Genomic DNA, 21,261 nt, shown 5'->3' on the forward strand with positions numbered 1-21,261 from the left:
TAGGAAGAATTTTGCATAGTCAACTGGTGGAAGTGCGTTCGAGTGTTAAGCGAAATGCCATCACACTCACTTTTGTGGGATTAGCTGGGATTGTTTTAGGTTTAGTTCTATTTCTCAGTTCTTCAGTGCTTTTTGCTCCCGCTTTATGTGCTTTTGCTTTGGGGATTATCGCAACAGTGCTTGGGGTTTCCAAACAGATGGAGCCTGAGGTGAGTATCACTTTGTCACCTGATGGGCTCAGTTATCATCATAGACGAGGCAGCTTGTTTATTGAGTGGGAAAATGTTCAACGCTTTGATATCCCTAAAAGCTTAGATGGTCTTGAGACGGTTGAACTGCCATTTATCGGGATCCGTTTGAAAAAAATCAACCCAGTACTTGATGTGATCCCTGGCCGTCTTGCTACCGGTTTACTGACTGAGCAGCGTCCCTTGCTAATGTCTGCTGTGACATTAGATGAAAATTTAGAACTGCTAGAGGACTACCTTAACTCTGAATTTACACCTCTGCTGGTTAATGGTGAAAGGTATAGAGGGGTACTGGCTATGTATGGGCATAGGAGTGAGATGCTGAACAGAAATTTAGGCTATCACCAATATATCCCTTTTGATTGTTTAGACAGAGAACCCAGAGAGTTTTTAACTCTATTAAGGGATTACCTTCAAGGAGTTAGAGAGAGGGGGTGAGTATATATAGGGAGAGTAAAACATCCTTGTTGATCAACGTTGAATTAAGCTTAGGTTAATTGGCTTGCAGTTCACCTTCAACGTTAGAATCGAGCAGTTCTTGCTGCTCTATCGTATTGAGTAGTGCTACCTCTTCCCTGACTCGCATACCAATAAACTGTCCGCCTTCAAATATCTCCATCGACTCACAAGCTATTTCGCCTTCGACAGTGCCTGTGCTGGTGATATTGAGCTTGTCACACTTGAGCTTGCCTTTGAAACTTCCGGAGACTTTTAGCTCGTTACAGCTTAGCTCTCCATCAATATACCCATCAACTTCTATGGTTATTTTTCCTGTAGAGCTGACTTTACCATACACTTCACCACCAATTAGTGCCTCTCCGGCAAAGTGGCTTTCTCCTGATAATTTAGTACCTTGTGCAACAAAGGTTAGTCCGGTATTCGATTTTTTTTTAGTAAACATAAGCTTCTTAAAGTGGCTTCTGGATACCAAGATATTAACCTTAATTTAACGCTAACAAAACCATTAATATTTGGCGCGCTATCGTCATTTTTTTGGCTTTATGCTCTGTTGTCTGATGGTGCTAATACGATTGAGTCATTGGGGCAGGGAGCAACACAGGCACCACAGCCTGTGCAGGCGTTAAGATCTACATTAGGCCGAGGAGCTTGGCCTATTTCTGGTTTGAATGTAATGGCTCTGGGATCACACGCATCTTTACAGCTTTGGCACCAGATCCCATGGTGAGCAAGGCAGGTATCATTGACCTTTGCGGTAAGTTGCCAAGCTTGCTCGCTGGTATCGGTAAAAATAGCTTCTGGGCACACCTCAGCGCATTTTTTACAGAAGGTACACTCATCTATTTTAAAGTCTATCTCAGGAAAGCCACCGTCTCCCTTGGTGATAATATCTGTTTCGCAGCTTTGGATACATTTGTCACACCGACTGCAGATATCGGTAAACTCTATGTCTGTACGACTCCATGGTGGGCGGATAGCATTAGATTTACGGCGACTAAAAAGACGGCGGCGGCTTTGATTGATATTGCTCATTGAAGATAGGTATCCTCTAAGCCAGCAAACTAGGTGCTTGCTGACTTAACTGCTAAATAAGTGAATGATATTAACTGCTCGCGTATCCATTTGGATTGCTAGATTGCCATTTCCAGCTGCTGTTAGCCATATCTTCTAGGCTATGGGTCGCTTGCCAACCTAGCTCTGTTTTGGCTTTTAAGGGATCGGCATAACAGGCTGCAATATCACCCGGACGGCGAGCCACGATTTGGTAACTGATGCTCTTTCCACAGGCTTTTTCAAATGCATTTACCATATCAATCACACTGTAGCCAACTCCAGTGCCAAGGTTATAGGTTACAAGCCCAGATTGAGTGTTAAGTTTCTCTAACGCTTTGAGGTGCCCGATGGCGAGATCCACAACGTGAATATAATCGCGAACCCCTGTGCCGTCATGGGTACTGTAATCATCCCCAAAGACGCTGAGTTTTTCTCTCTTACCTACAGCCACTTGAGCAATGAAGGGCATTAAGTTATTCGGTATATCATTAGGGTCTTCACCTATTAAACCGCTGGCATGTGCACCGACTGGATTAAAGTAGCGCAGACGTGCAATATTCCAGCTTGAGTCTGACCGATAAAGATCCTCTAGAATGTTCTCTACCATCAACTTAGATTGCCCATAGGGGTTAGTTGCACCCGTTGGGAACTCTTCAGTAATAGGTAAGCTTGCAGGATCGCCATACACAGTAGCTGACGAGCTAAACACTAAGTTTTTAACATCATTTTCAGCCATCACTTCACATAACACTAAGGTGCCTGAAACATTGGTTTCATAATAGCGTAGTGGTTGTGCTACAGACTCTCCTACGGCTTTTAAACCTGCAAAATGGATAACAGCTTGGATCTTGTGATCGGTAAAAACCTTTTGTAAAAATGCTTTATTGAGTACATCACCTTGATAAAAAGTGACCGATTTTCCTGTAATGCTCTCAACTCGATGCAAAGCTTCAATACTTGAGTTAACTAGGTTATCTATAATCACGACCTCTTGGTCGGTATTTAAGAGTTCTACTACGGTATGGCTGCCAATATAACCAGCACCCCCTGTGACTAAAATCGTCATGATTACTTTTCCTCGTCGAATTCGTTGACTAACTGCTTAAGATATTGCTTGAAATCATGACCGATCTCTTTATGGCGAAGTGCATGTTCTACACTTGCTTGCATATAACCTTGTTTATTACCACAGTCATGGCTCTTGCCTTTCATGTAGTAGGCGTTAACTGTTTGTTTTTCCATTAGCATGGCAATGGCATCGGTTAACTGTATCTCATCACCGGCTCCTGCCGGAGTTTTTGCAAGCAGTGGCCAAATATCTGCAGGTAAAATATAGCGGCCCACGACTGCTAGATTAGAAGGAGCTTCATTAATATTGGGTTTCTCAACTAACTGGGCTAAAGGGACTGATTCACCCGGTTGTAGATCGTGTCCTTTAACATCGGCTATGCCGTATTGATCGACCTGATCTTCTGGTACTCCCTCAACCATGATCTGACCTGTTTCAGTTTGATCATAGAGCTTAACCATCTCTGCAAGGTTGTCGTTACGTAGATCGCAGCTGGCTTCATCCACGAGTACATCGGGAAGAAGAACAGCAAAAGGCGCATCACCAACCACAGATTTTGCACATAAAATGGCGTGGCCTAATCCTTTGGCTTGTGACTGACGCACACTGATGACGGTAACCCCCCTAGGGCAGATAGATTGGATCTCTGATAACAGTTGACGTTTCACACGTCTTTCGAGCTGGGCTTCAAGTTCAAAACTGGTATCAAAATGGTTTTCGATGGGGTTTTTACTGGCATGGGTAACAAGGACGATTTCATTGATCCCAGCGTTAATTGCTTCATTGACAACATATTGAATAAGCGGTTTATCAACGACGGGTAACATCTCTTTAGGTATCGCTTTCGTTGCCGGAAGCATCCTTGTTCCAAGTCCCGCGACAGGAATAACAGCTTTACAAATTTTATGTTGTTTCATTCTTTCCCTTTCATGCACTTATAGCTTGATATCTCTATTTTAATAAACTGTGGGGGAAAAGCCATATTAATAGTGAACTTACAAGACTCTGCATTTGAATGATAATTTTGGCAATAATTTAATACGAATTAAAAGTATTAATTTCAGTGTCTTGTAGTGATAATGGTTTTAGGTGTAACTTTGGGGTTACAATTGTGGGGGCTCTGTTGACCAGATAAAAAGTGTGAAGTGGTTAACAAAAAACGCGCTTTGGTCAACTATGAAGATAGATTCCATAACGTGTATAGATGAAGATGAGTAAACAAACTGAGTATGTAGCCCGTTTGCCTGATGCAAAGGGTCAGCTACATTTTCCACAAGATGAACATGATATTTGGCAAGCCCTCTATGAAAGGCAACTCGATAACTTACCTAAGTTTGCTTGTACTGAGTACCAAGAAGGCTTAAAGAAGCTAGCGCTTTGTGATGATAGGATCCCTCAGCTTACCGAGATAGATAAAGTCTTGTTAGATTGCACGGGCTGGAGAACTGCAGCAGTGCCTGCACTTATCTCATTTGAGAAGTTTTTTGCTCTTTTGGCTAACAAAGAGTTTCCTGTTGCAACCTTTATTCGCTCCAAAGATGAGTTTGATTATCTGCGTGAACCCGATATCTTCCATGAAGTATTTGGCCACTGTCCACTGCTGACTAACCCTTCATTTGCCCATTTTTCACATATTTATGGCAAATTGGGCTTAGCTGCAAGTAAGGAAGATCGTGTCTTCTTGGCGAGGTTATATTGGTTTACCGTTGAGTTTGGCCTTATCCAGAAGAGTGATAACTCTTTGGAGATCTATGGAGGAGGCATTTTAAGCTCGCCAGGTGAAACACTTTATGCCATGGGAAGTACGCCTGAGATAAGACCGTTTAATCTACTCGACGTATTAAGAACACCATACCGTATAGATATTATGCAACCTGTGTACTATGCAATTGATAGCATTGAGTATCTTGATGAGATCGTAAAGATGGATATTATGGGAGCTGTGGCCGAGGCTAAGAAGTTAGGTCTATTTGAGCCTCTGTTTGAGCCGAAATCTAAAGCCAGTTAATCACCATAACTAAAACAAATAATTTGAAGGATGTAAGATGACTAAATTAGCAGATATGAAGTGTGAAGCCTGCCAAGCCGATGCGCCTAAGGTGACCGATAGTGAGTTAGCAGAGTTGATACGATTGATCCCTGATTGGGGCGTTGAGGTTCGTGATGGCATCATGCAGCTTGAGCGTGTATATAAATTTAAAAACTTTAAACTGGCCATGGAGTTCACCAATAAGCTGGCTGAACTGGCGGAAGAGGAGTTTCATCACCCTGGGATCTTAACCGAATGGGGTAAGGTTACAGTCACTTGGTGGTCACACTCGGTTAAAGGGCTACACCGTAATGATTTCATTATGGCATCCAAGACTGACCAGTTGCTTGGATAATATAAAATAATTTAAATATCAGCAGGTTAGCCTAGGCTTTCCTGCTGTCCTTTCTCTTTGTTACACTTTGTTCTGTAAACAAGACTTGCCACAATAATCATAACCTTCTAACGTATAGGCGTCTGAGATACTGTGATTACCCTTTGCAATAGTTCTATTGCCTTCAAAAGTTAACCAGATACTCAGTATTAATCCCACTAATTGATGTTTTTAATAAAGGGAAGTATACCAGAATGCGGCTGGAAGTATGTTGTTTGGACCGAGTGGGTCTAGCTAAAGATATTTTAATGATTTTAGAAGGTTATGGCATTAACCTACTCGCCATTGATGCCAGTAACCAAGGGTTTCTCTATCTACAGTTTGCTGAAGTAAACTTCGATACCCTCAGTGAACTACTGCCTCTGATCCGAAAAGTTGAGGGGGTGCATGATGTCCGTACTGTCTCTTTTATGCCATCAGAGCAGGAGCACTATGCGTTAAAAACCTTGCTGAAAACCTTACCCGATTCTGTTTTCTCTATCGATGTGAAGGGAAGAGTTCGGATCGTGAATGAATCGGCCATTATGACCATAGGTATGCAAGAGCATGAGATCTTAGATGAGTCTCTTAACCATTGGGTACAAGGGTTTAATTTTAGCCGTTGGTTAAGTGAAAGCTTAGTATTGGCTCAGGCGACACGAGTCAATATTGGTCAGAATGAATATCTGGCAGAGATGCTCCCAATTTACCTGCCTGATGAGAATGATAAATCGATTCTTGCGGGCGCCGTTGTGTCACTTAAGTCACCAGCTAGAGTGGGCAAGCAATTTAATGCGCTACAGAATCAAACCGTCGGTTTTGAGAATGTATTGGCGACCAGTGATAAGATGAAAGAGGTGCTTGTACAGGCACGCCGTATGGCCCAACTTGATGCACCGCTGTTAATCACAGGAGAAACAGGAACGGGGAAAGAGTTAATGGCACGAGCGTGCCATGATGCAAGTATGCGCAGAGAGTATCCGTTTATCGCGATCAATTGTGCAGCCCTGCCAGATAGCGCCGCTGAGGAGGAACTATTTGGTTATGTGAGAAACGGTGAGGTGATTAAGCGAGGCTTCTTTGAAGAGGGGAAAGGCGGCACGGTTTTTCTCGATGAGATAGCTGAAATGTCTAAATCTGCACAGGTTAAGCTATTGCGTCTGTTACAAGATGGAACGTTTAGACGTTTGGGCGAAGATCAGGAGGTGAGGGCGGATGTTAGAATAATCTGTTCAACCCAGAAGAACTTGGCTGAGCTGTGTCAGACCGGTGATTTTAGAGAAGATCTTTATTACCGTATCCATGTACTGAGTTTCCACCTTCCATCACTTCGTGAACGTAAGATTGATGTTATCCCGCTGACTGAGATGTTCCTTGAGCACTATAGCCAGCAACTCTCAATCCCTATTCGCCGGATCTCTGCTCAGTGCCGTGAGCACTTACTCAACTACGCTTGGCCAGGTAATGTTAGACAGCTTAAAAATGCTATTTTTAGGGCTGTATCTATGTGGGACGGCTCTGCTGAACTTACGGTTGAGCAGTTGAAACTGCCTTCATATGCCGAGGGGTTCGGTTATTTTGATCATCAGTTTGAGGGCAGTTTAGATCAGGCGATGAAGCAATTTGAAGCCAGTCTACTGAGAAGGCTCTATCCTGCATACCCTAGTACCAGACAGCTAGCGAAGAAGTTAGGCGTCTCGCACACTGCGATAGCGAATAAGTTACGAGAGTATAAGATCAGTAAACAGAAGTAGATGTAACAAGAGATTGCCACCTAAGTGTTGGGTTTTTCATCACTGTTTGTGTGAAATGCCCAAGAGAGTAGGTGAGTTTTCAACTGTAATTATTTGTTTACAAAATTGGATGTCGGTCGAGATATTGTGATTTGCGTCACGCTATTTTATCGGCCTTAGCTTAGTGTCATTCTATAATAATTATTGCGTCAAATATCATCTCTGCAGACAGAGCCAGTTTTGTTTGTAGTGAGGGGTTTAGGACAGGAGCAGGTATGAAGTTAGCCAGTTATAACAATGGTCGTCGTGATGGCCAGTTGATGTTAGTCAGTAAAGATCTTACCAAAGCTGTAGCGGTACCCGCGATAGCCCATACTATGCAGGAACTGCTTGATGCTTGGCAGTTACTTCAGCCGCAATTGAGCGAGTTATATGATGCATTAAATGATGGCTTAATCGATAACGCCATCGAATTTGAAGAGGCTAAGTGTTTGTCTCCTCTCCCAAGAGCTTATCAATGGGCCGATGGCAGTGCATATGTGAACCATGTTGAGTTGGTACGTAAGGCTCGTGGTGCCGAGATGCCAGAAACTTTCTGGACCGATCCTTTAGTGTACCAAGGTGGTTCTGATTGCTTTATTGCGCCTAAAGCCGATATCCCGTTGGCAAGTGAAGAGTGGGGCATCGATTTCGAGTCAGAAATTGCCGTTATCACTGATGATGTACCTATGGGGGTATCGACTGAAAATGCTGAGAAACATATCAAACTGCTTATGTTAGTCAACGATGTGTCACTGCGTAATTTGATCCCTGGTGAACTTGCTAAGGGCTTTGGTTTCTATCAAGCTAAGCCGTCGAGCAGTTTCTCGCCTGTCGCAGTAACACCCGATGAGCTAGGCAAGCGCTGGGAAGACTCTAAAGTGCACCTGCCATTGATAACTCACTTGAACCGTGAGTTGTTTGGTCAGCCAAACGCTGGTGTTGATATGACGTTCAACTTCAGTCAACTTGTATCTCATGTGGCTAAGACTCGTCCATTAGGCGCTGGTGCCATTATCGGATCTGGCACTATCTCTAACTATGATCGTAGTGCGGGCTCAAGCTGTTTAGCTGAGACACGTATGCTTGAGACGATAGCCGATGGTAAGCCAGCGACATCATTTATGAAGTTTGGTGATAGAGTTCGTATCGAGATGCTCGATGACAATAACGAGACTATCTTTGGCTCAATAGATCAGCAAGTTGTTGAGTACAAAGGCTAACACCTTATGTTTTCTTTAAAAGGCCAATTCAATGAGTTGGCCTTTTTTGTATCAAAAGGATTATATGATGAAACTTTATGGATATTGGCGCTCAAGTGCCGCTTATCGCGTTAGGATCGCCCTGAACTACAAAGGATTGAAAGCTGAGCAGTTGTCTGTTCATCTGGTTAAAGATGGAGGCGAGCAACATAAAGCCGATTATGCCAAGTTAAACCCTCAAGAATTAGTGCCTGCTTTTATTGATACTGACGCTGAGGGTAATGAGGACAAGTTTATTCTCTCTCAATCGCTGGCTATTGTTGAGTATCTCGATGAGAAATACCCTGAAGTCAAACTCGTTCCAGATAGCATGTATGACAGAGCCCTTGTTCGTTCGCTGGCGATGTCGATCGCCTGTGAAGTGCACCCGCTGAATAACCTTAAGGTACTTCAATATCTGGCTAAAGGGTTAAACTTGGACGATGATGCCAAGTCTGCTTGGTACCATCACTGGATCCATGAAGGCTTTGCAGCACTCGAGAAGCAACTTGTTAAATATTCAGGCCGTTACTGCTTTGGTGATTCTGTAACCCTTGCTGACTTATGTCTTGTTCCTCAGGTTTATAATGCTAACCGTTTTAAGGTTGACCTAGGCGCTTATCCAAACATTGTGCGGATCACCCAAAATTGTAATCAGCTCGATGCCTTTATTGATGCATCTCCAGAAAATCAAGCTGATGCCAGCTAATCCGTTTAAATAACAATAGTGAATCAAGTCTGAATAGCTTCTCACTTAGCTTGATTCGTTGAGAAGCTTATTTTGATTTGGCTATCTATTTAATTTTGTCATCTGTTTTTCATTAAAAAATCGACAAAGGCTCTATCGGCAACACTGATAGGCTTATGTCTTTTCCAAGCGATATGAAGATCGAGAAAAACCGGTGGAGTGAATGGCTTAGCTAAGATCTCATCTTTTTCACTGATCACCATCTCGAGTACACTGGTGATAGCAAAACCCTGTGACACTATCTGTTTGATCAAGTTGATTAGATTGGTTTCAAAGCCGATGTTGGCATGCAAGCCTAACGCATTTGCCTGAGATAACATCCACTCCCGGTGGAAGTAACCCGGTTTAAACATCACAAGTTCATGCTCAAAAAACTGCTCAATATTGATATTTTCCTGCTCGGCTAAAGGGTGCTCCGTGCCAAGTGCCACCACCATCTGCTCAGTTAACAACAGTTGGCTTTCAAATTCGGGCTTAAGATCCTGTGCTGTGATGATGGCAACATCGACCTCCTCCTGTATCAACATCCTCAAGGAATCCCGTGTTCCGCCTTCAAAAAGTGACAGTTTTAGATCCGGATATTGATGTCTAAAGGCCATTAGCCTGCTTGGCAGGTAGAAGGAGCCAAGCATGCCAGGCACGGCTATGTTAACTTCACCTTTGGTGAGGTTAGCCATTGATTTAATATGAGATTCAGCTTGCTTAAGCTGCTTAATGATAAGCAAGGCGTGGCTATGTAGAGCCTTTCCCTCTGCTGTTAGTGATATTTTTTTTATGCTGCGGGTGACTAAGGTAACGCCAAGTGAAAGTTCGAGTCGTTTAATACTCTGGCTTAACGCAGGTTGTGCCATGTTGAGGCTTTCGGCAGCTTTAGTGAAGCTGCCATGTTTTACCAGTGAATCGAGATGTTTAAGCTGTCTTATGTCCATAACATTAATCAATAGCTTCTATTGTTTTAATCTATTATTGTTATGTTATTACTGGTGCTAACCTATGTCCATCGAGTTTGTTTATTAAGTTACTGGGACTGATGACGGTTAATACTCACCAAGTGATGGATTCAAGCATTCCAATTGAGCCTGAGGCTCACACTTCATTGGTATATAGAGGCGAAGTAAGGCTTATTTGGAGTCTCTCCATCGCCTCTATTGTAGTTTATATCAACCTCTATCTAGTGCAGGGGATACTGCCCCTGATCGCTGATAGGTTTGATGTCGCCGTTTCCCATGGGGCTCTACTTCTCTCTGTGACCAGTTTCTCAATGGCATTTTCACTGCTTTTCTATGCCGTTTTATCTGACAGAGTTGGACGTAGAACGCCTCTGTTGATCAGTTTATATCTACTGCTTCTCTCTGATCTGTTGATGGTGTTTGTGGCTGACTTTTCTCAATTAATAGCACTTAGACTGTTGCAAGGTGTTCTATTGGCTGCGGTGCCGGCAATTGCCATGGCTTATTTTAAAGATGAGCTGAGTAAAACTGCTATGTTAAAGGCTGGCGCCATCTACATTGCTGCCAATAGTTTAGGCGGTATCGCTGGTCGCCTAATAGGCGGCGCCTTGTCATTACATTTTCATTGGCAGGAGGTTATCTGCGTCATCTTGTTGATCTCACTGATTGGTGTGGTGACGGTACACTGCCTATTGCCAGCAAAAGGTAAGAACCGTCACTTACCAAGTCATTTTTTAGCTGGTACAAAGTCAACGACTTGGTATTCGTCTCTCTATCGCGATCTAACGGGCTTTTGGCATCATCTAGAGGATGGTAAGTTGAGGAGCATCTATCTGGTTGGCGGGCTTGCGTTTTTGGTGATGGTAAACCAATTTAGCTATATTCAACTTCATCTGATGTCGTCACCATTTCATTGGGGACGTTTTCAAGTAACGCTCATATTCCTTTGTTACTTAAGTGGCACCTTAGCTTCTCTTTATTCAAGCCGCTGGATAGGTCGTTTTGGGCGAGATAGGTTATTTAGCTTAGCCATTTTAGCGATGTTTTTAGGAGGCCTTGTTACCTTGTTGAATACGACTTTGGCTATCTGCATCGGCTTTTTGATGAGCTCGTTTGGTTTCTTTCTGCTTCATAGTGGCTGTAATGCATGGGTTGCTCAGCGCGCTCGAGTCCATAGGGCTAAAGCAACGGCGCTGTATCTGTGTTGTTACTATTTAGGGGCATCACTTGGTGGCCCTTACCTATTACCGTTTTGGCAACATTGGGGCTGGAGTGGGGTCGTCGCGGCTTCAAGTATTGTGTTACTTGTGCTTGCTTGGGTATTGCATAGGTTAACCCGAGCTCGCTCTGATAAGGTCGCTCAGGTTGATTTTGTTACTTAATAAACAGTTTCCTGTCTAAATCATATTTTTGCATCTTGTCATAGAGGGTTTTACGGGGCAGCTCTAGCTGCTCCATGGTGAGCTTGATACTGCCCTTGTTGTGACTGAGGGCTTCCTCTATTAAGAGACGTTCGAAAAACTCGACCCTTTGTTGTAACGACATGGCGCCATTAAGATTGACAGGGTTATTTATTGAGGTAGCAAAGGCTGCTTCTGCACCGAGTAAAACATAGCGCTCAGCAAGGTTTCTCAGCTCTCTGACATTGCCTGGCCAATCATGTGAGGTGAGTTGGGCACCTTGTTCAGAGGTTAATGGGATAAGCGCCTTGTGATAACGGGAGGAGGCTATTCGCGCGAAATGTAGAAACAGTAGTCCAATATCTTCTCGTCGCTCCCTAAGGGCGGGAATAGGTACTGTGACTAAGTTTAATCGGTAGAGCAGATCTTGTCTGAACTCACCCGTTTTACACAGGCTATCTAGGTCGACTTTGGTAGCCGCTATGATTCGAATATCGAGTGGAACCGTTTTGTTTGACCCCAGTCGTTCGACACATCTGTCCTCTAATACCCTAAGTAACTTTACTTGAAGGGAGAGGGGAGTACTCTCTATTTCGTCGAGAAACAACGTGCCACCGTTTGCGTATTCAAATTTTCCAATTCGTGTTTTATCAGCACCGGTAAAAGCCCCTGCCTCGGCGCCGAAGAGCTCACTCTCAATAATCGTTTCGGGGATAGCCCCACAGTTTATAGCAACAAAATTGGCTTGATTGCGCACACTATGATCATGCAGGTAACGGGCAACCAGCTCTTTTCCTGTTCCGGTTTCTCCCTCTATGAGTACATCGGCGGGCATATCCAATACCTGGTGGAGAATATGTTTCATCCGCTTGATCCCCGGACTGTGCCCCAATATTCTGGGGCCGGGAAGACTAATTGACTCAAGTTCTTGCTTTAAGGTCCGATTTTCAAGGGTTAAGGCTCGTTTTTCTAAGGCTCGTTTAACCACATCGAGCATATATTCGTTGTTAAAGGGTTTCTCTAGGAAATCATAGGCACCCTGTTTAAGGGCGTTAACCGCCATGGCTATATCACCAAATCCGGTGAGGAGTATGACGGGCAGATCGTTATCTTGCTTGATAAGGTTCTGCATCAAAGAGATACCATTTAGCTCAGGCATATTTACATCTGAGATTAATACCCCTGGCCAATTGATATCAATTCGTTCAATAATTGATTTGGGCTCAGAGGTGGCGAAGGCTGGGATCCCTTCAAGTTCAAATAGCTGCACCAGTGCCGAACCGATAAGCGGTTCATCATCGACAATGATGACTCTATATTGCTCCAGATTCTCTGGGCTCATAAATGCTCTCCTTGGTGTCGATGTTTAGGTGGTTCATTTTTCATTTCACTGAGGTAGATGGGTAAACAAATTTCAAATATTGCTCCCCCATCAACAGCGTTAGAGACCTCAATACTGCCCTGCATAGACTCGATAATCCTGCGGGAAATGGATAAGCCTAGGCCTAACCCTTGTCGATCGCTAGTGGTGTAATATGGCTCAAATATCTTCTCCATCTGGCTATCTTGCACACCGGGGCCGCTGTCCTGAATCTTGATGCAAAGCATCTCACTTTTTTCAATGCGTATGGTGATCCGTTTTGCTTCACTACGTTCCATAGCGAGGATGGCGTTACTCATTAAATTGACGAATACTTGTTGAAGACGAATGTCATCTCCCCACACCTGATAGTGCTCAGTGCTTGTTATCAGCTTTAGCTCCACGCCTTGTTTATCAATCTCTGGCTGAATTATGGTCATGGCATCTTGAATGCATAGCTCAATATCAGTCGCGCTGTCGTCACCTTGGCTCTTACGGGTGAAGCTCTTAAATTGGCTGACTATGGTCGCAAGCCTGTTCGTGAGTGAGATGATGGTATGAATATTGTCCTTTACATGCTCAGTCTTATTTCTGGACAACAGGGTTAAGGTATTTTGTGCATAGCTTTTTATAGCAGCCAATGGCTGATTTATCTCATGATTAATACTGGCAGACAGGCTACCGATAACGGTCAGTTTTGCCGCTTGAATAAGCTCATCTTGGGTTTCGCTTAGCATGCGATTGCTTGCCTCTAAATCTTGAGTTCTGTCTTTAACTCTCTGCTCTAACATGTCATTAACTTGTTGTATTCTTAGCAAGTTTTTACGCTTCTCGTACCCCAAAAGAGCGGCTAGAGCTAGCAGAAGGTAAAGGGTCGCGTAAAGCAGCATAATAGCTGGCAAAGACTGATATATGGGAGCTAGCGGGGTCATGATATGCACCGTCCAGCCAGCTCTGTTCATCGCTTTATGGGTTTCCAAGTAGTCATCTTGGTTGGTGTTGGCATTAATTTTATAGATTTTATGTTCTTTGTTAGGTGCATTTTCGTAGGGTGGGTATAGGGTTAATTCACTAATCACACGGTTAGCATATCGCTTAGAGGCATTAATGGCATATTGACGAGATTGATCGATGGGAGTGAGTGAGGTTAACTGCCACTCGTTGATACTGGATAAAAAGATAATGTTATCTGGATCGGCAACGGCAAACTCATAACCGCCAGCTCGAGCAATGCCTGTGCTTTGTTTTTCGATATCTGTGATATCGACCTTTACCACAATCGCGCCCAATATACTGGCTTGGCTATAGATGGGGTATGAGAAGTAATACCCTCGTTTATTTGAAGTGGTGCCAACAGCAAAATAGCGCCCTAAATTTCCCGCAATCGCCTCTTGAAAATAGGGTCTGAAGGAGAAGTCTTTACCAATGAAAGAGTGGTTTTCTCTCCAGTTACTCGCAGATATTGCGACTCCGAGAGCATCGACTAGGTAGATATCCAACGACTCTGTGATGTTCTGTATCTGCTCTAAATAGATATTGAGTGCTTGTAGGCTTTTTTCATCTTGCTGGTTTAGCAGAACATTTTTGAGTAGGGGGTTGGTGGAAAGCACATGGGGAATGCTCTCATATCTCGATAGTGATGCGCCGAGGAAGTTGATCAACTCTTTCATCTGTTGCTGGGAGCTGTGATCTGTCTCTTGGTACCCTTCATCGAGGTAGTAGCTGTGGGTCGAAAATAGAGTGATAATCAGCCCTGAGATGATTAGAGACGTTGTAAGTAGATATTTTTTAGTGTTTATTGACATAGAGCTATACACATCCCAGTGAAAACATAGCGAGTCTAACCAGTAGCATTACTATACTATTGGTTAGACATCTGTGAAACCCTTGTATTATTTATGGATACTTATGGTTGCCATTAGTAACCGTTTAATTTATCAATATATTCGGGAAAGAATAGAGATATCTGCGGTACATAAGTGATTAGGATGAGGAAAATCAATAGTAGCCCTAACCATGGAATACAGGATTTAATCACCCAGCCCATGCTTTTCCCTGTGATCCCCGCTGTGACGAAGAGATTTAATCCTACCGGAGGCGTCAACATGCCTATCTCCATATTTACCACCATAATGATGCCCAGATGTATTGGATCAATACCTAGCTGAGTTGCGATCGGAAATAGAATGGGGGCCATAATGAGCAAGATAGCCGATGGCTCCATAAAGTTGCCAGCCGCTAGCAGTAGGATATTGACTATGATCAGAAACCCCCATGCTGGTAGACCTAATCCTATAATGGCTTCTGCTATGATATGGGGTATACGTTCAGTGGTCAGAACATGAGCAAATAACATCGCATTTGCAATGATAAACAGCAACATGATGCTGACTTTAGCTCCATCTCGTACAACGTGACGGACCTCTTTATCTGTTGGGGTTTTCAATACCGCAAGTATCATATAGCCGATGTTTCTCACACCTGCAGTAACGAATGACTCCTGCTGTTTTTGCCATGGAACATTTTTCAGGGGGCCTATATCCCGGTAGCCAAAAACAGCAATAAAGTAAGCGTACACACACGCCACGGCAGCGGCCTCTGTTGGGCTTGCCACTCCGCCATAGATAGAACCGAGTACGATGAGAATAAGCGCTAACCCGCCCATTGCTTTGGCACTGGAAACACTTAATGCTTTAAAACCTGGAAAGGGGCGTGATGGTAGGTTTTTCACTCTGGCAACGATATAGATAGCTAGCATCAGCAGCAGACCCATCATTAGCCCGGGAACTAAACCTGCCATAAACATACGCGCGGCAGAGACCTCTGTTGCTGCTGAGTAGACCAGCATAACTATTGAAGGGGGGATGAGAATGCCTAATGTGCCTGAGGTGGTGATAACTCCCGCAGCAAACTTCTCTGGGTATCCAGCTCTTACCATGCCGACAATAACGATTGAGCCGATGGCGGCAACGGTTGCTGGAGAGGAGCCTGAAACTGCGGCAAATAGCATACAAGCCATCACAGAGGCCATAGCAAGGCCTCCACGAATATGGCCTACGCTATCCATAGCAAAGTCGATAATACGCCTAGCGACGCCGCCAGTGGACAGAAAGGCCGATGACAGAATGAAGAAGGGGATTGCGAGCAGTGTGTAATGCTCAGATGTGGCTTCATAGAGCTTGAGCGCAACTGATGCTAACGAATCATCTGAAAATAGCAAGATGGTTAACATGCTAGAGAAACCAAGGGCGATAGCGATCGGCATGCCTAACATCATGCAGATAAATAAGGTGATAAACAGAGTGGCGATGGTCATGATTTATCATCCTTATGATTGTCTGAGGTGATCTCCTGGGCTAATTGCATGCTCTCTTTGGCTTCATCGGCTAAGGTAAAGCCGAGAGTTTTATTGCGAGCTATGGCGATGAATAGTTCAATAAATCGAAATAGCAGTAAGCCGAAGCCGAAAAGTAATATGCTTTGAGATAGCCAAAGCGGGACTGCGGGCTCCTCAATATCAATGCGCAGGGCCTCCCAAGCAAAATCAGGATCTAATTGATTGACGAGTAGATGGGGAAAGTCAATATCCTCCATGGGGATGCCAATTTCATGCATCTTGCTGAGATAATCCCAGCTTCCCTTGAGAAACATTAAGCAGTAGCCGATACAGATTGTAGTGGCCATTAATGCGGCTATTTTTCTGCCCTGTTTCGGTAATTTTGTCACAAATGCATCGACACCAATATGTGCTCCGACTTTTACGCCGTAAGACATGCCAAACAGCACGAACCAAGCTGATAATGTCAGCGTTAGCTCCTGTATCCATAAAAAGCCGGTATTAAAGAAAAAGCGAGCGATCACTTCAACAAAAACCAGAACTGTCATCGAGGTGATTAAGAGATTAAGTAACCCCTCTTCGAAGTGAGTATATAATCGATTTATCACGGCTTACTCCCCAAAATATTTACTCCTAAAATAAACGGCGAAGAGAGGTACCCTAGTCTGTTCTTTATCTTGTTTTGAATAGGGTACGTACACTTCATTCCTGCTTATTATTGCTTGTTAGATGCTTCTGCCGCTTGAATAAGGTTTTTACCTATTTTGGCCTCAAACTGTGACCATACGGGCTTCATGGCGGTGACCCATTGCTGGCGCTGCTCAGGAGAGAGTTGAATAATTTCAGAACGCTTTGAGGCAACAATTGTCTCTTTATCTTTATTGACTTTGGCGGCAGCGATCTCATTACCGTAAGCTACGGCCTCGTCTAGGGCTGTTTTAATGATGGCTCGCTTATCGGCCGGAAGACTTTTCCAAAAGGTATTTGAAGTCACGACCATGTAATCAAGCACGCCATGATTACTCTCAGTAATGTAGCTTTGAACCTCATAAAACTTTTTAGAGTAGATATTTGACCAAGTATTTTCTTGGCCATCGATAGCGCGAGTTTGCAGTAAGGTAAAAACTTCAGAGAAAGGTTTTTTTACTGGAATGGCATCCACTGCTTGAAATTGTGCAGCAAGTACATCAGAGGCCATAATACGGAATTTTTTACCGCTAGCATCTGTGGGTAATAATAATGGACTGCTTGCCGATAACTGCTTCATACCGTTATGCAGGTAACCCAGTCCGACAATGCCTTTACGCTTCATTGAACCCAATAACTTTTGTCCCGACTCACCTTGTTGAAAGCGATTAACTGCTTCCATATCACTGAAAAGAAAAGGTAGGTCGAAGATCTGTAATTTTTTTGTATAGCGTTCAAACTTAGACAGAGAGGGGGCAACAAATTGTACATCGTTTAGTAATAGGGCGGCTACTTCATTGTTGTCACCAAATAATTGTGAGTTTGGAAAGACATTAACTTGGTATTCATTCGGTAATCTCTGCTCTACTAGCTCCTTAAATTTGAGAGCCATCTGCCCTTTAGGGGTATTTTCTGCCACGACATGAGAGAACTTTATCTCTACGGGGGCTGCGAATACTTGGCTGCTAGAGATCAACATGGTCGCGATCGTTGAGAGCTTAACGAAGGCTTTTATTGAGCGTGCGAGTGATTGCAGTTGAGCTGGTAGGTATCGGTTAGTCATCTTCATTCCCTTTATTTTATTTGTTTGATTAACACTGACAGGGGATAAATTATCCCCTTACCATTTATTTAAGTGTCCTCTATGGCTTCTTTTCATAGAGCAAAGAGCAAGCCAATTATGAATAAATAAAGGTAATCGCTTGGTTGTCAGTATGTTGCGGGAATGTTCTTTTGAGAGTGGATCACCATTACGAGAGTTTTTGGGTGGGATCTCACAGTCTTAAAGTGGAGTGATGGGTGGATTTACACCCATTACGGCTTCGTTAAAGGGTATCTCTATGCCTTACCTCAAATAGAGGCTCGATGAGCGGGGAGGGGAGTGTTATGGCTAGAATGTTGTTCAGTGTTGCCAGTAGCACTATTTATTTGGGGTAATGTGTTTAAGGATGGAGTCACTTGGTAACAGCTCTAAATGACCATATTCATCAAAATACCAGCCAGTAATGAAGCCTTTTTGTCTCATGGTGACTAGATTATTCATCACCTCTTTAGCTTCGATAAGTGCTGTCTGTTGATCGCAGTTATTTGTAAGCTTTATATAGTCCGCTATGCTGCTCAAAGATGCGGACTGGCTGACATTGCTCATTGTCCTGCTCTCAATCTGGGTTCTTATTGAAGAATAGTTTAGCGAGGAAGATATGTTGGGTTTGATTGGGTATATTGGAAAATATTCTATGGTTCATCGCTGTTATTCGATAAAACTTGATTGAAAATGTTTTCAGCGTTGGAAGCTTTAGAAGAATGGTGGTCGATACTGGGCTCGAACCAGTGACCCCCTCCTTGTAAGGGAGGTGCTCTCCCAGCTGAGCTAATCGACCTGGGATTTCATAGTGTTTTAATTCTTCATGAAAAGAATGGTGGTCGATACTGGGCTCGAACCAGTGACCCCCTCCTTGTAAGGGAGGTGCTCTCCCAGCTGAGCTAATCGACCTGGGATTTTTCATAGTGTTTTAATTCTTCATGAAAAGAATGGTGGTCGATACTGGGCTCGAACCAGTGACCCCCTCCTTGTAAGGGAGGTGCTCTCCCAGCTGAGCTAATCGACCTGGGATCTCATAATGTTTTAATTCTTCATGAAAAGAATGGTGGTCGATACTGGGCTCGAACCAGTGACCCCCTCCTTGTAAGGGAGGTGCTCTCCCAGCTGAGCTAATCGACCTGGGATTTTCATAGTGTTTTAATTCTTTATGAAAAGAATGGTGGTCGATACTGGGCTCGAACCAGTGACCCCCTCCTTGTAAGGGAGGTGCTCTCCCAGCTGAGCTAATCGACCTGGGATTTACACAATGTTTTAATTCTTTATGAAAAGAATATGGTGGTCGATACTGGGCTCGAACCAGTGACCCCCTCCTTGTAAGGGAGGTGCTCTCCCAGCTGAGCTAATCGACCTCGCTGTGTGGGGCCGTATTATAGGGAGGAACGATCTACTGTCAACGCTTTTTTAGATAAAATAGTGAGTACGGTTCAATTTTGCGCGTGTTGATGCATAGTTAATCAGAGCTGGGTTGTTACCGAAAAAAGGTTTATAAAAGTAGGGCACTTAGTCGCTGCTTATACAATAGATAAAACTTTAAATCGAAGAAAGACAGATTTTCCTCATAAAATTGGCCATATAGTAGTAGATCTATTTTCCCTAGCCCTTTTGGCTGTTAGAATATGCGCCACATTCATTAGTACAGTCTATTATTTAGGCTTTCTACATAGGTCAATGTCCATTATGACAGTTAAGACGCGTTTTGCTCCAAGCCCTACCGGCTTTTTGCACGTTGGTGGTGCTCGTACAGCACTTTATTCATGGTTATATGCACGCGCAAACCAAGGTGAGTTTGTTTTACGTATCGAAGATACCGATCTTGAGCGTTCGACTCCTGAAGCATGCGCTGCAATTTTAGAAGGCATGGAATGGCTTAACCTGAATTGGGACGAAGGTCCTTACTATCAAACCAAGCGTTTTGATCGTTACAACGAAATCATTGCACAGATGCTAGAGCAGGGGACTGCATATAAGTGTTACTGTAGCCGTGAGCGCATTGAAACAATGCGTGAAGAGCAAGCTGCGAAAGGTGAGCAACAAAAGTATGATGGTTGCTGTCGCGATAAAGCTCCACGTGATACTGATGAGCCATTTGTTGTGCGTTTCAAAAACCCAACAGAAGGCAGTGTAGTATTTGATGATCATGTACGTGGCCGCATTGAATTTGCAAACAGCACATTAGATGATTTGATCATCGCACGTACTGAAGGTACACCGACTTATAACTTCTGTGTTGTTGTTGACGATTGGGATATGGGAATTACTTGCGTTGTTCGTGGTGAAGATCATATCAACAATACACCTCGTCAGATCAACATCCTTAAAGCATTAGGAGCACCAGTACCTGAGTATGCTCACGTATCGATGATCTTAGGTGATGATGGCGCTAAGCTTTCTAAGCGTCATGGTGCGGTAGGGGTGATGCAATATCGTGATGATGGTTATTTACCTGAAGCACTACTTAACTACCTGGTTCGCCTTGGTTGGTCCCATGGCGATCAAGAAGTATTCTCTATTGATGAGATGAAGCAACTCTTCAGCCTTGATGATATCAACAAAGCGGCTTCTGCTTTTAATACCGAAAAGCTAATTTGGTTAAACCAGCACTATATTAAAGAACTTGATCCTGAATATGTTGCTTCTCACCTTGAGTGGCACATGGCTGATCAAGATATTGATACAAGTAATGGTCCAAAACTGTCTGAAGTGGTTTCTGCTCTGTCTGAGCGTGCAAAGACACTAAAAGAGCTTGCAGCATCTAGCCGTTACTTCTTTGAAGACTTTGCAGAGTTTGATGAGACTGCAGCTAAAAAGCATCTAAGAGGTGTTGCACTTGAGCCATTAACTTTGTTCCAGACTAAATTAGCTGGATTAAATGAGTGGACTTTAGAAGCAATTCATCAAGCAATTGAAGATACTGCAGCTGAATTAGAAGTCGGTATGGGTAAAGTGGGTATGCCACTGCGTGTAGCCGTAACGGGCGCTGGTATGTCTCCTGCTGTTGATTTAACCATATTCTTGGTTGGAAAGGCCCGTACAGAGCAAAGAATCTCCAAAGCGATTGAATTTGTAGCAAATAGAATAAATTCGTAAAAAACGGGTTGACTCTTTTGGGTGCGCTGCATAGAATGCGCCACGCAGTTGAGACACAGGCAACGAATAGTTCGCGGTGCACTCAAAAGTGTTTTAGTTAGTGAGGGGCCTTAGCTCAGCTGGGAGAGCGCAACACTGGCAGTGTTGAGGTCAGCGGTTCGATCCCGCTAGGCTCCACCAACTAACTGAATGTAAGCGTTAAGTTTTAGCCTACAAAACTTAATGAGTATTCACTCTTTGCAGAGTCTAATGCAGTCCGGGTCCCCATCGTCTAGAGGCCTAGGACACCGCCCTTTCACGGCGGTAACAGGGGTTCGAATCCCCTTGGGGATACCACTATTTATAA

19 protein-coding genes and 8 tRNA genes are annotated in these 21,261 nt (G+C 43.7%); 10 read left to right on the top strand and 17 right to left on the bottom strand.

The features are described from left to right. The first annotated feature begins 11 nt into the window (after nt 1-11). A complete protein-coding gene (locus K0625_RS16445) occupies nt 12-686 on the top strand; it encodes a DUF2982 domain-containing protein (RefSeq protein WP_220110688.1) in 675 nt (224 codons plus the stop codon). Nucleotides 687-741: 55 nt separating this feature from the next. Here the strand turns inward: K0625_RS16445 and K0625_RS16450 are convergent, their stop codons facing one another. The 4 genes from K0625_RS16450 to galU all read right to left on the bottom strand — a co-directional run bounded on the left by K0625_RS16450 (nt 742) and on the right by galU (nt 3,746). Further along, a complete protein-coding gene (locus K0625_RS16450; RefSeq protein WP_220110689.1) occupies nt 742-1,149 on the bottom strand; it encodes a bactofilin family protein in 408 nt (135 codons plus the stop codon). 98 nt (nt 1,150-1,247) lie between these two features. Beyond that, a complete protein-coding gene (gene napF / locus K0625_RS16455; RefSeq protein ID WP_220110690.1) occupies nt 1,248-1,739 on the bottom strand; it encodes a ferredoxin-type protein NapF in 492 nt (163 codons plus the stop codon). A gap of 70 nt (nt 1,740-1,809) precedes the next feature. After that, entirely contained in the window at nt 1,810-2,826 is a 1,017-nt protein-coding gene (gene galE, locus K0625_RS16460) for a UDP-glucose 4-epimerase GalE (protein WP_220110691.1), read from the bottom strand. A gap of 2 nt (nt 2,827-2,828) precedes the next feature. Then, nucleotides 2,829-3,746: a UTP--glucose-1-phosphate uridylyltransferase GalU gene (gene galU, locus K0625_RS16465; protein ID WP_220110692.1), complete on the bottom strand. Its 918-nt coding sequence runs from the start codon at nt 3,744-3,746 to the stop codon at nt 2,829-2,831. A gap of 293 nt (nt 3,747-4,039) precedes the next feature. On the opposite strand from galU, the gene phhA reads away from it, so the two are divergent. From phhA to maiA, 5 genes are all read left to right on the top strand, one after another. Next, complete coding sequence (phhA, locus tag K0625_RS16470) at nt 4,040-4,837, top strand: phenylalanine 4-monooxygenase (protein ID WP_220110693.1); 798 nt, start codon at nt 4,040-4,042, stop codon at nt 4,835-4,837. A 37-nt stretch (nt 4,838-4,874) separates the two neighbouring features. Continuing rightward, nucleotides 4,875-5,213 carry a 4a-hydroxytetrahydrobiopterin dehydratase gene (locus tag K0625_RS16475; protein ID WP_012324347.1) on the top strand — a complete coding sequence of 113 codons (339 nt, stop codon included), beginning with the start codon at nt 4,875-4,877 and terminating at the stop codon, nt 5,211-5,213. A 233-nt stretch (nt 5,214-5,446) separates the two neighbouring features. Beyond that, on the top strand, nt 5,447-6,985 hold the full coding sequence (gene tyrR / locus K0625_RS16480) for a transcriptional regulator TyrR (RefSeq protein WP_012324348.1): 1,539 nt from the start codon (nt 5,447-5,449) through the stop codon (nt 6,983-6,985). 254 nt (nt 6,986-7,239) lie between these two features. After that, the gene (locus tag K0625_RS16485) at nt 7,240-8,226 is read left to right on the top strand and encodes a fumarylacetoacetate hydrolase family protein (protein ID WP_220110694.1); all 987 of its coding nucleotides are present in this window, start codon (nt 7,240-7,242) and stop codon (nt 8,224-8,226) included. 67 nt (nt 8,227-8,293) lie between these two features. After that, a complete protein-coding gene (gene maiA / locus K0625_RS16490; RefSeq protein WP_220110709.1) occupies nt 8,294-8,953 on the top strand; it encodes a maleylacetoacetate isomerase in 660 nt (219 codons plus the stop codon). Between the two features lie 98 nt (nt 8,954-9,051). Here maiA and K0625_RS16495 read toward each other — a convergent pair whose 3' ends face one another. Beyond that, the gene (locus K0625_RS16495; protein ID WP_220110695.1) at nt 9,052-9,921 is read right to left on the bottom strand and encodes a LysR family transcriptional regulator; all 870 of its coding nucleotides are present in this window, start codon (nt 9,919-9,921) and stop codon (nt 9,052-9,054) included. Nucleotides 9,922-10,046: 125 nt separating this feature from the next. On the opposite strand from K0625_RS16495, the gene K0625_RS16500 reads away from it, so the two are divergent. Beyond that, nucleotides 10,047-11,324, top strand: a complete 1,278-nt coding sequence (locus K0625_RS16500; protein WP_220110710.1) for an MFS transporter — start codon at nt 10,047-10,049, stop codon at nt 11,322-11,324. On the opposite strand, the gene K0625_RS16505 is transcribed toward K0625_RS16500, so the two are convergent. The 12 genes from K0625_RS16505 to K0625_RS16560 form a co-directional block, all read right to left on the bottom strand. Beyond that, nucleotides 11,317-12,684, bottom strand: a complete 1,368-nt coding sequence (locus K0625_RS16505) for a sigma-54-dependent transcriptional regulator (protein ID WP_220110696.1) — start codon at nt 12,682-12,684, stop codon at nt 11,317-11,319. The two genes, K0625_RS16500 and K0625_RS16505, sit on opposite strands and share 8 nt — an antisense overlap. Continuing rightward, nucleotides 12,681-14,507 (bottom strand): sensor histidine kinase, encoded by a 1,827-nt coding sequence (locus tag K0625_RS16510; RefSeq protein WP_220110697.1) that lies wholly within the window; start codon nt 14,505-14,507, stop codon nt 12,681-12,683. The genes K0625_RS16505 and K0625_RS16510 overlap by 4 nt, the downstream gene beginning before the upstream one ends. 113 nt (nt 14,508-14,620) lie before the next feature. Beyond that, a complete protein-coding gene (locus tag K0625_RS16515; RefSeq protein WP_220110698.1) occupies nt 14,621-16,018 on the bottom strand; it encodes a TRAP transporter large permease in 1,398 nt (465 codons plus the stop codon). Continuing rightward, entirely contained in the window at nt 16,015-16,647 is a 633-nt protein-coding gene (locus K0625_RS16520; protein WP_220110699.1) for a TRAP transporter small permease, read from the bottom strand. The genes K0625_RS16515 and K0625_RS16520 overlap by 4 nt, the downstream gene beginning before the upstream one ends. 107 nt (nt 16,648-16,754) lie before the next feature. After that, entirely contained in the window at nt 16,755-17,705 is a 951-nt protein-coding gene (locus K0625_RS16525) for a TRAP transporter substrate-binding protein (RefSeq protein ID WP_220110711.1), read from the bottom strand. A gap of 441 nt (nt 17,706-18,146) precedes the next feature. After that, nucleotides 18,147-18,374, bottom strand: coding sequence for a hypothetical protein (locus K0625_RS16530; protein WP_220110700.1), 228 nt, complete (start codon nt 18,372-18,374; stop codon nt 18,147-18,149). 156 nt (nt 18,375-18,530) lie between these two features. Next, nucleotides 18,531-18,606 (bottom strand) — tRNA-Val (locus K0625_RS16535). A 37-nt stretch (nt 18,607-18,643) separates the two neighbouring features. After that, nucleotides 18,644-18,719 (bottom strand) — tRNA-Val (locus tag K0625_RS16540). A 39-nt stretch (nt 18,720-18,758) separates the two neighbouring features. Further along, nucleotides 18,759-18,834: transfer RNA gene (locus K0625_RS16545), tRNA-Val, on the bottom strand. Nucleotides 18,835-18,871: 37 nt separating this feature from the next. Further along, nucleotides 18,872-18,947: transfer RNA gene (locus K0625_RS16550), tRNA-Val, on the bottom strand. A gap of 38 nt (nt 18,948-18,985) precedes the next feature. Then, nucleotides 18,986-19,061 (bottom strand) — tRNA-Val (locus K0625_RS16555). 40 nt (nt 19,062-19,101) lie between these two features. Then, a tRNA-Val gene (locus tag K0625_RS16560) sits at nt 19,102-19,177 on the bottom strand. Between the two features lie 328 nt (nt 19,178-19,505). Between K0625_RS16560 and gltX the strand changes: the two genes are divergently transcribed. The 3 genes from gltX to K0625_RS16575 all read left to right on the top strand — a co-directional run bounded on the left by gltX (nt 19,506) and on the right by K0625_RS16575 (nt 21,251). Then, nucleotides 19,506-20,915: a glutamate--tRNA ligase gene (gltX, locus tag K0625_RS16565; protein WP_220110701.1), complete on the top strand. Its 1,410-nt coding sequence runs from the start codon at nt 19,506-19,508 to the stop codon at nt 20,913-20,915. A gap of 104 nt (nt 20,916-21,019) precedes the next feature. Next, nucleotides 21,020-21,095: transfer RNA gene (locus tag K0625_RS16570), tRNA-Ala, on the top strand. 80 nt (nt 21,096-21,175) lie between these two features. Next, nucleotides 21,176-21,251 (top strand) — tRNA-Glu (locus K0625_RS16575). The last annotated feature ends 10 nt before the right edge of the window (nt 21,252-21,261 follow it).

This window comes from Shewanella nanhaiensis, assembly GCF_019457885.1.
Classification (GTDB): Bacteria; Pseudomonadota; Gammaproteobacteria; order Enterobacterales; family Shewanellaceae; genus Shewanella; species Shewanella nanhaiensis.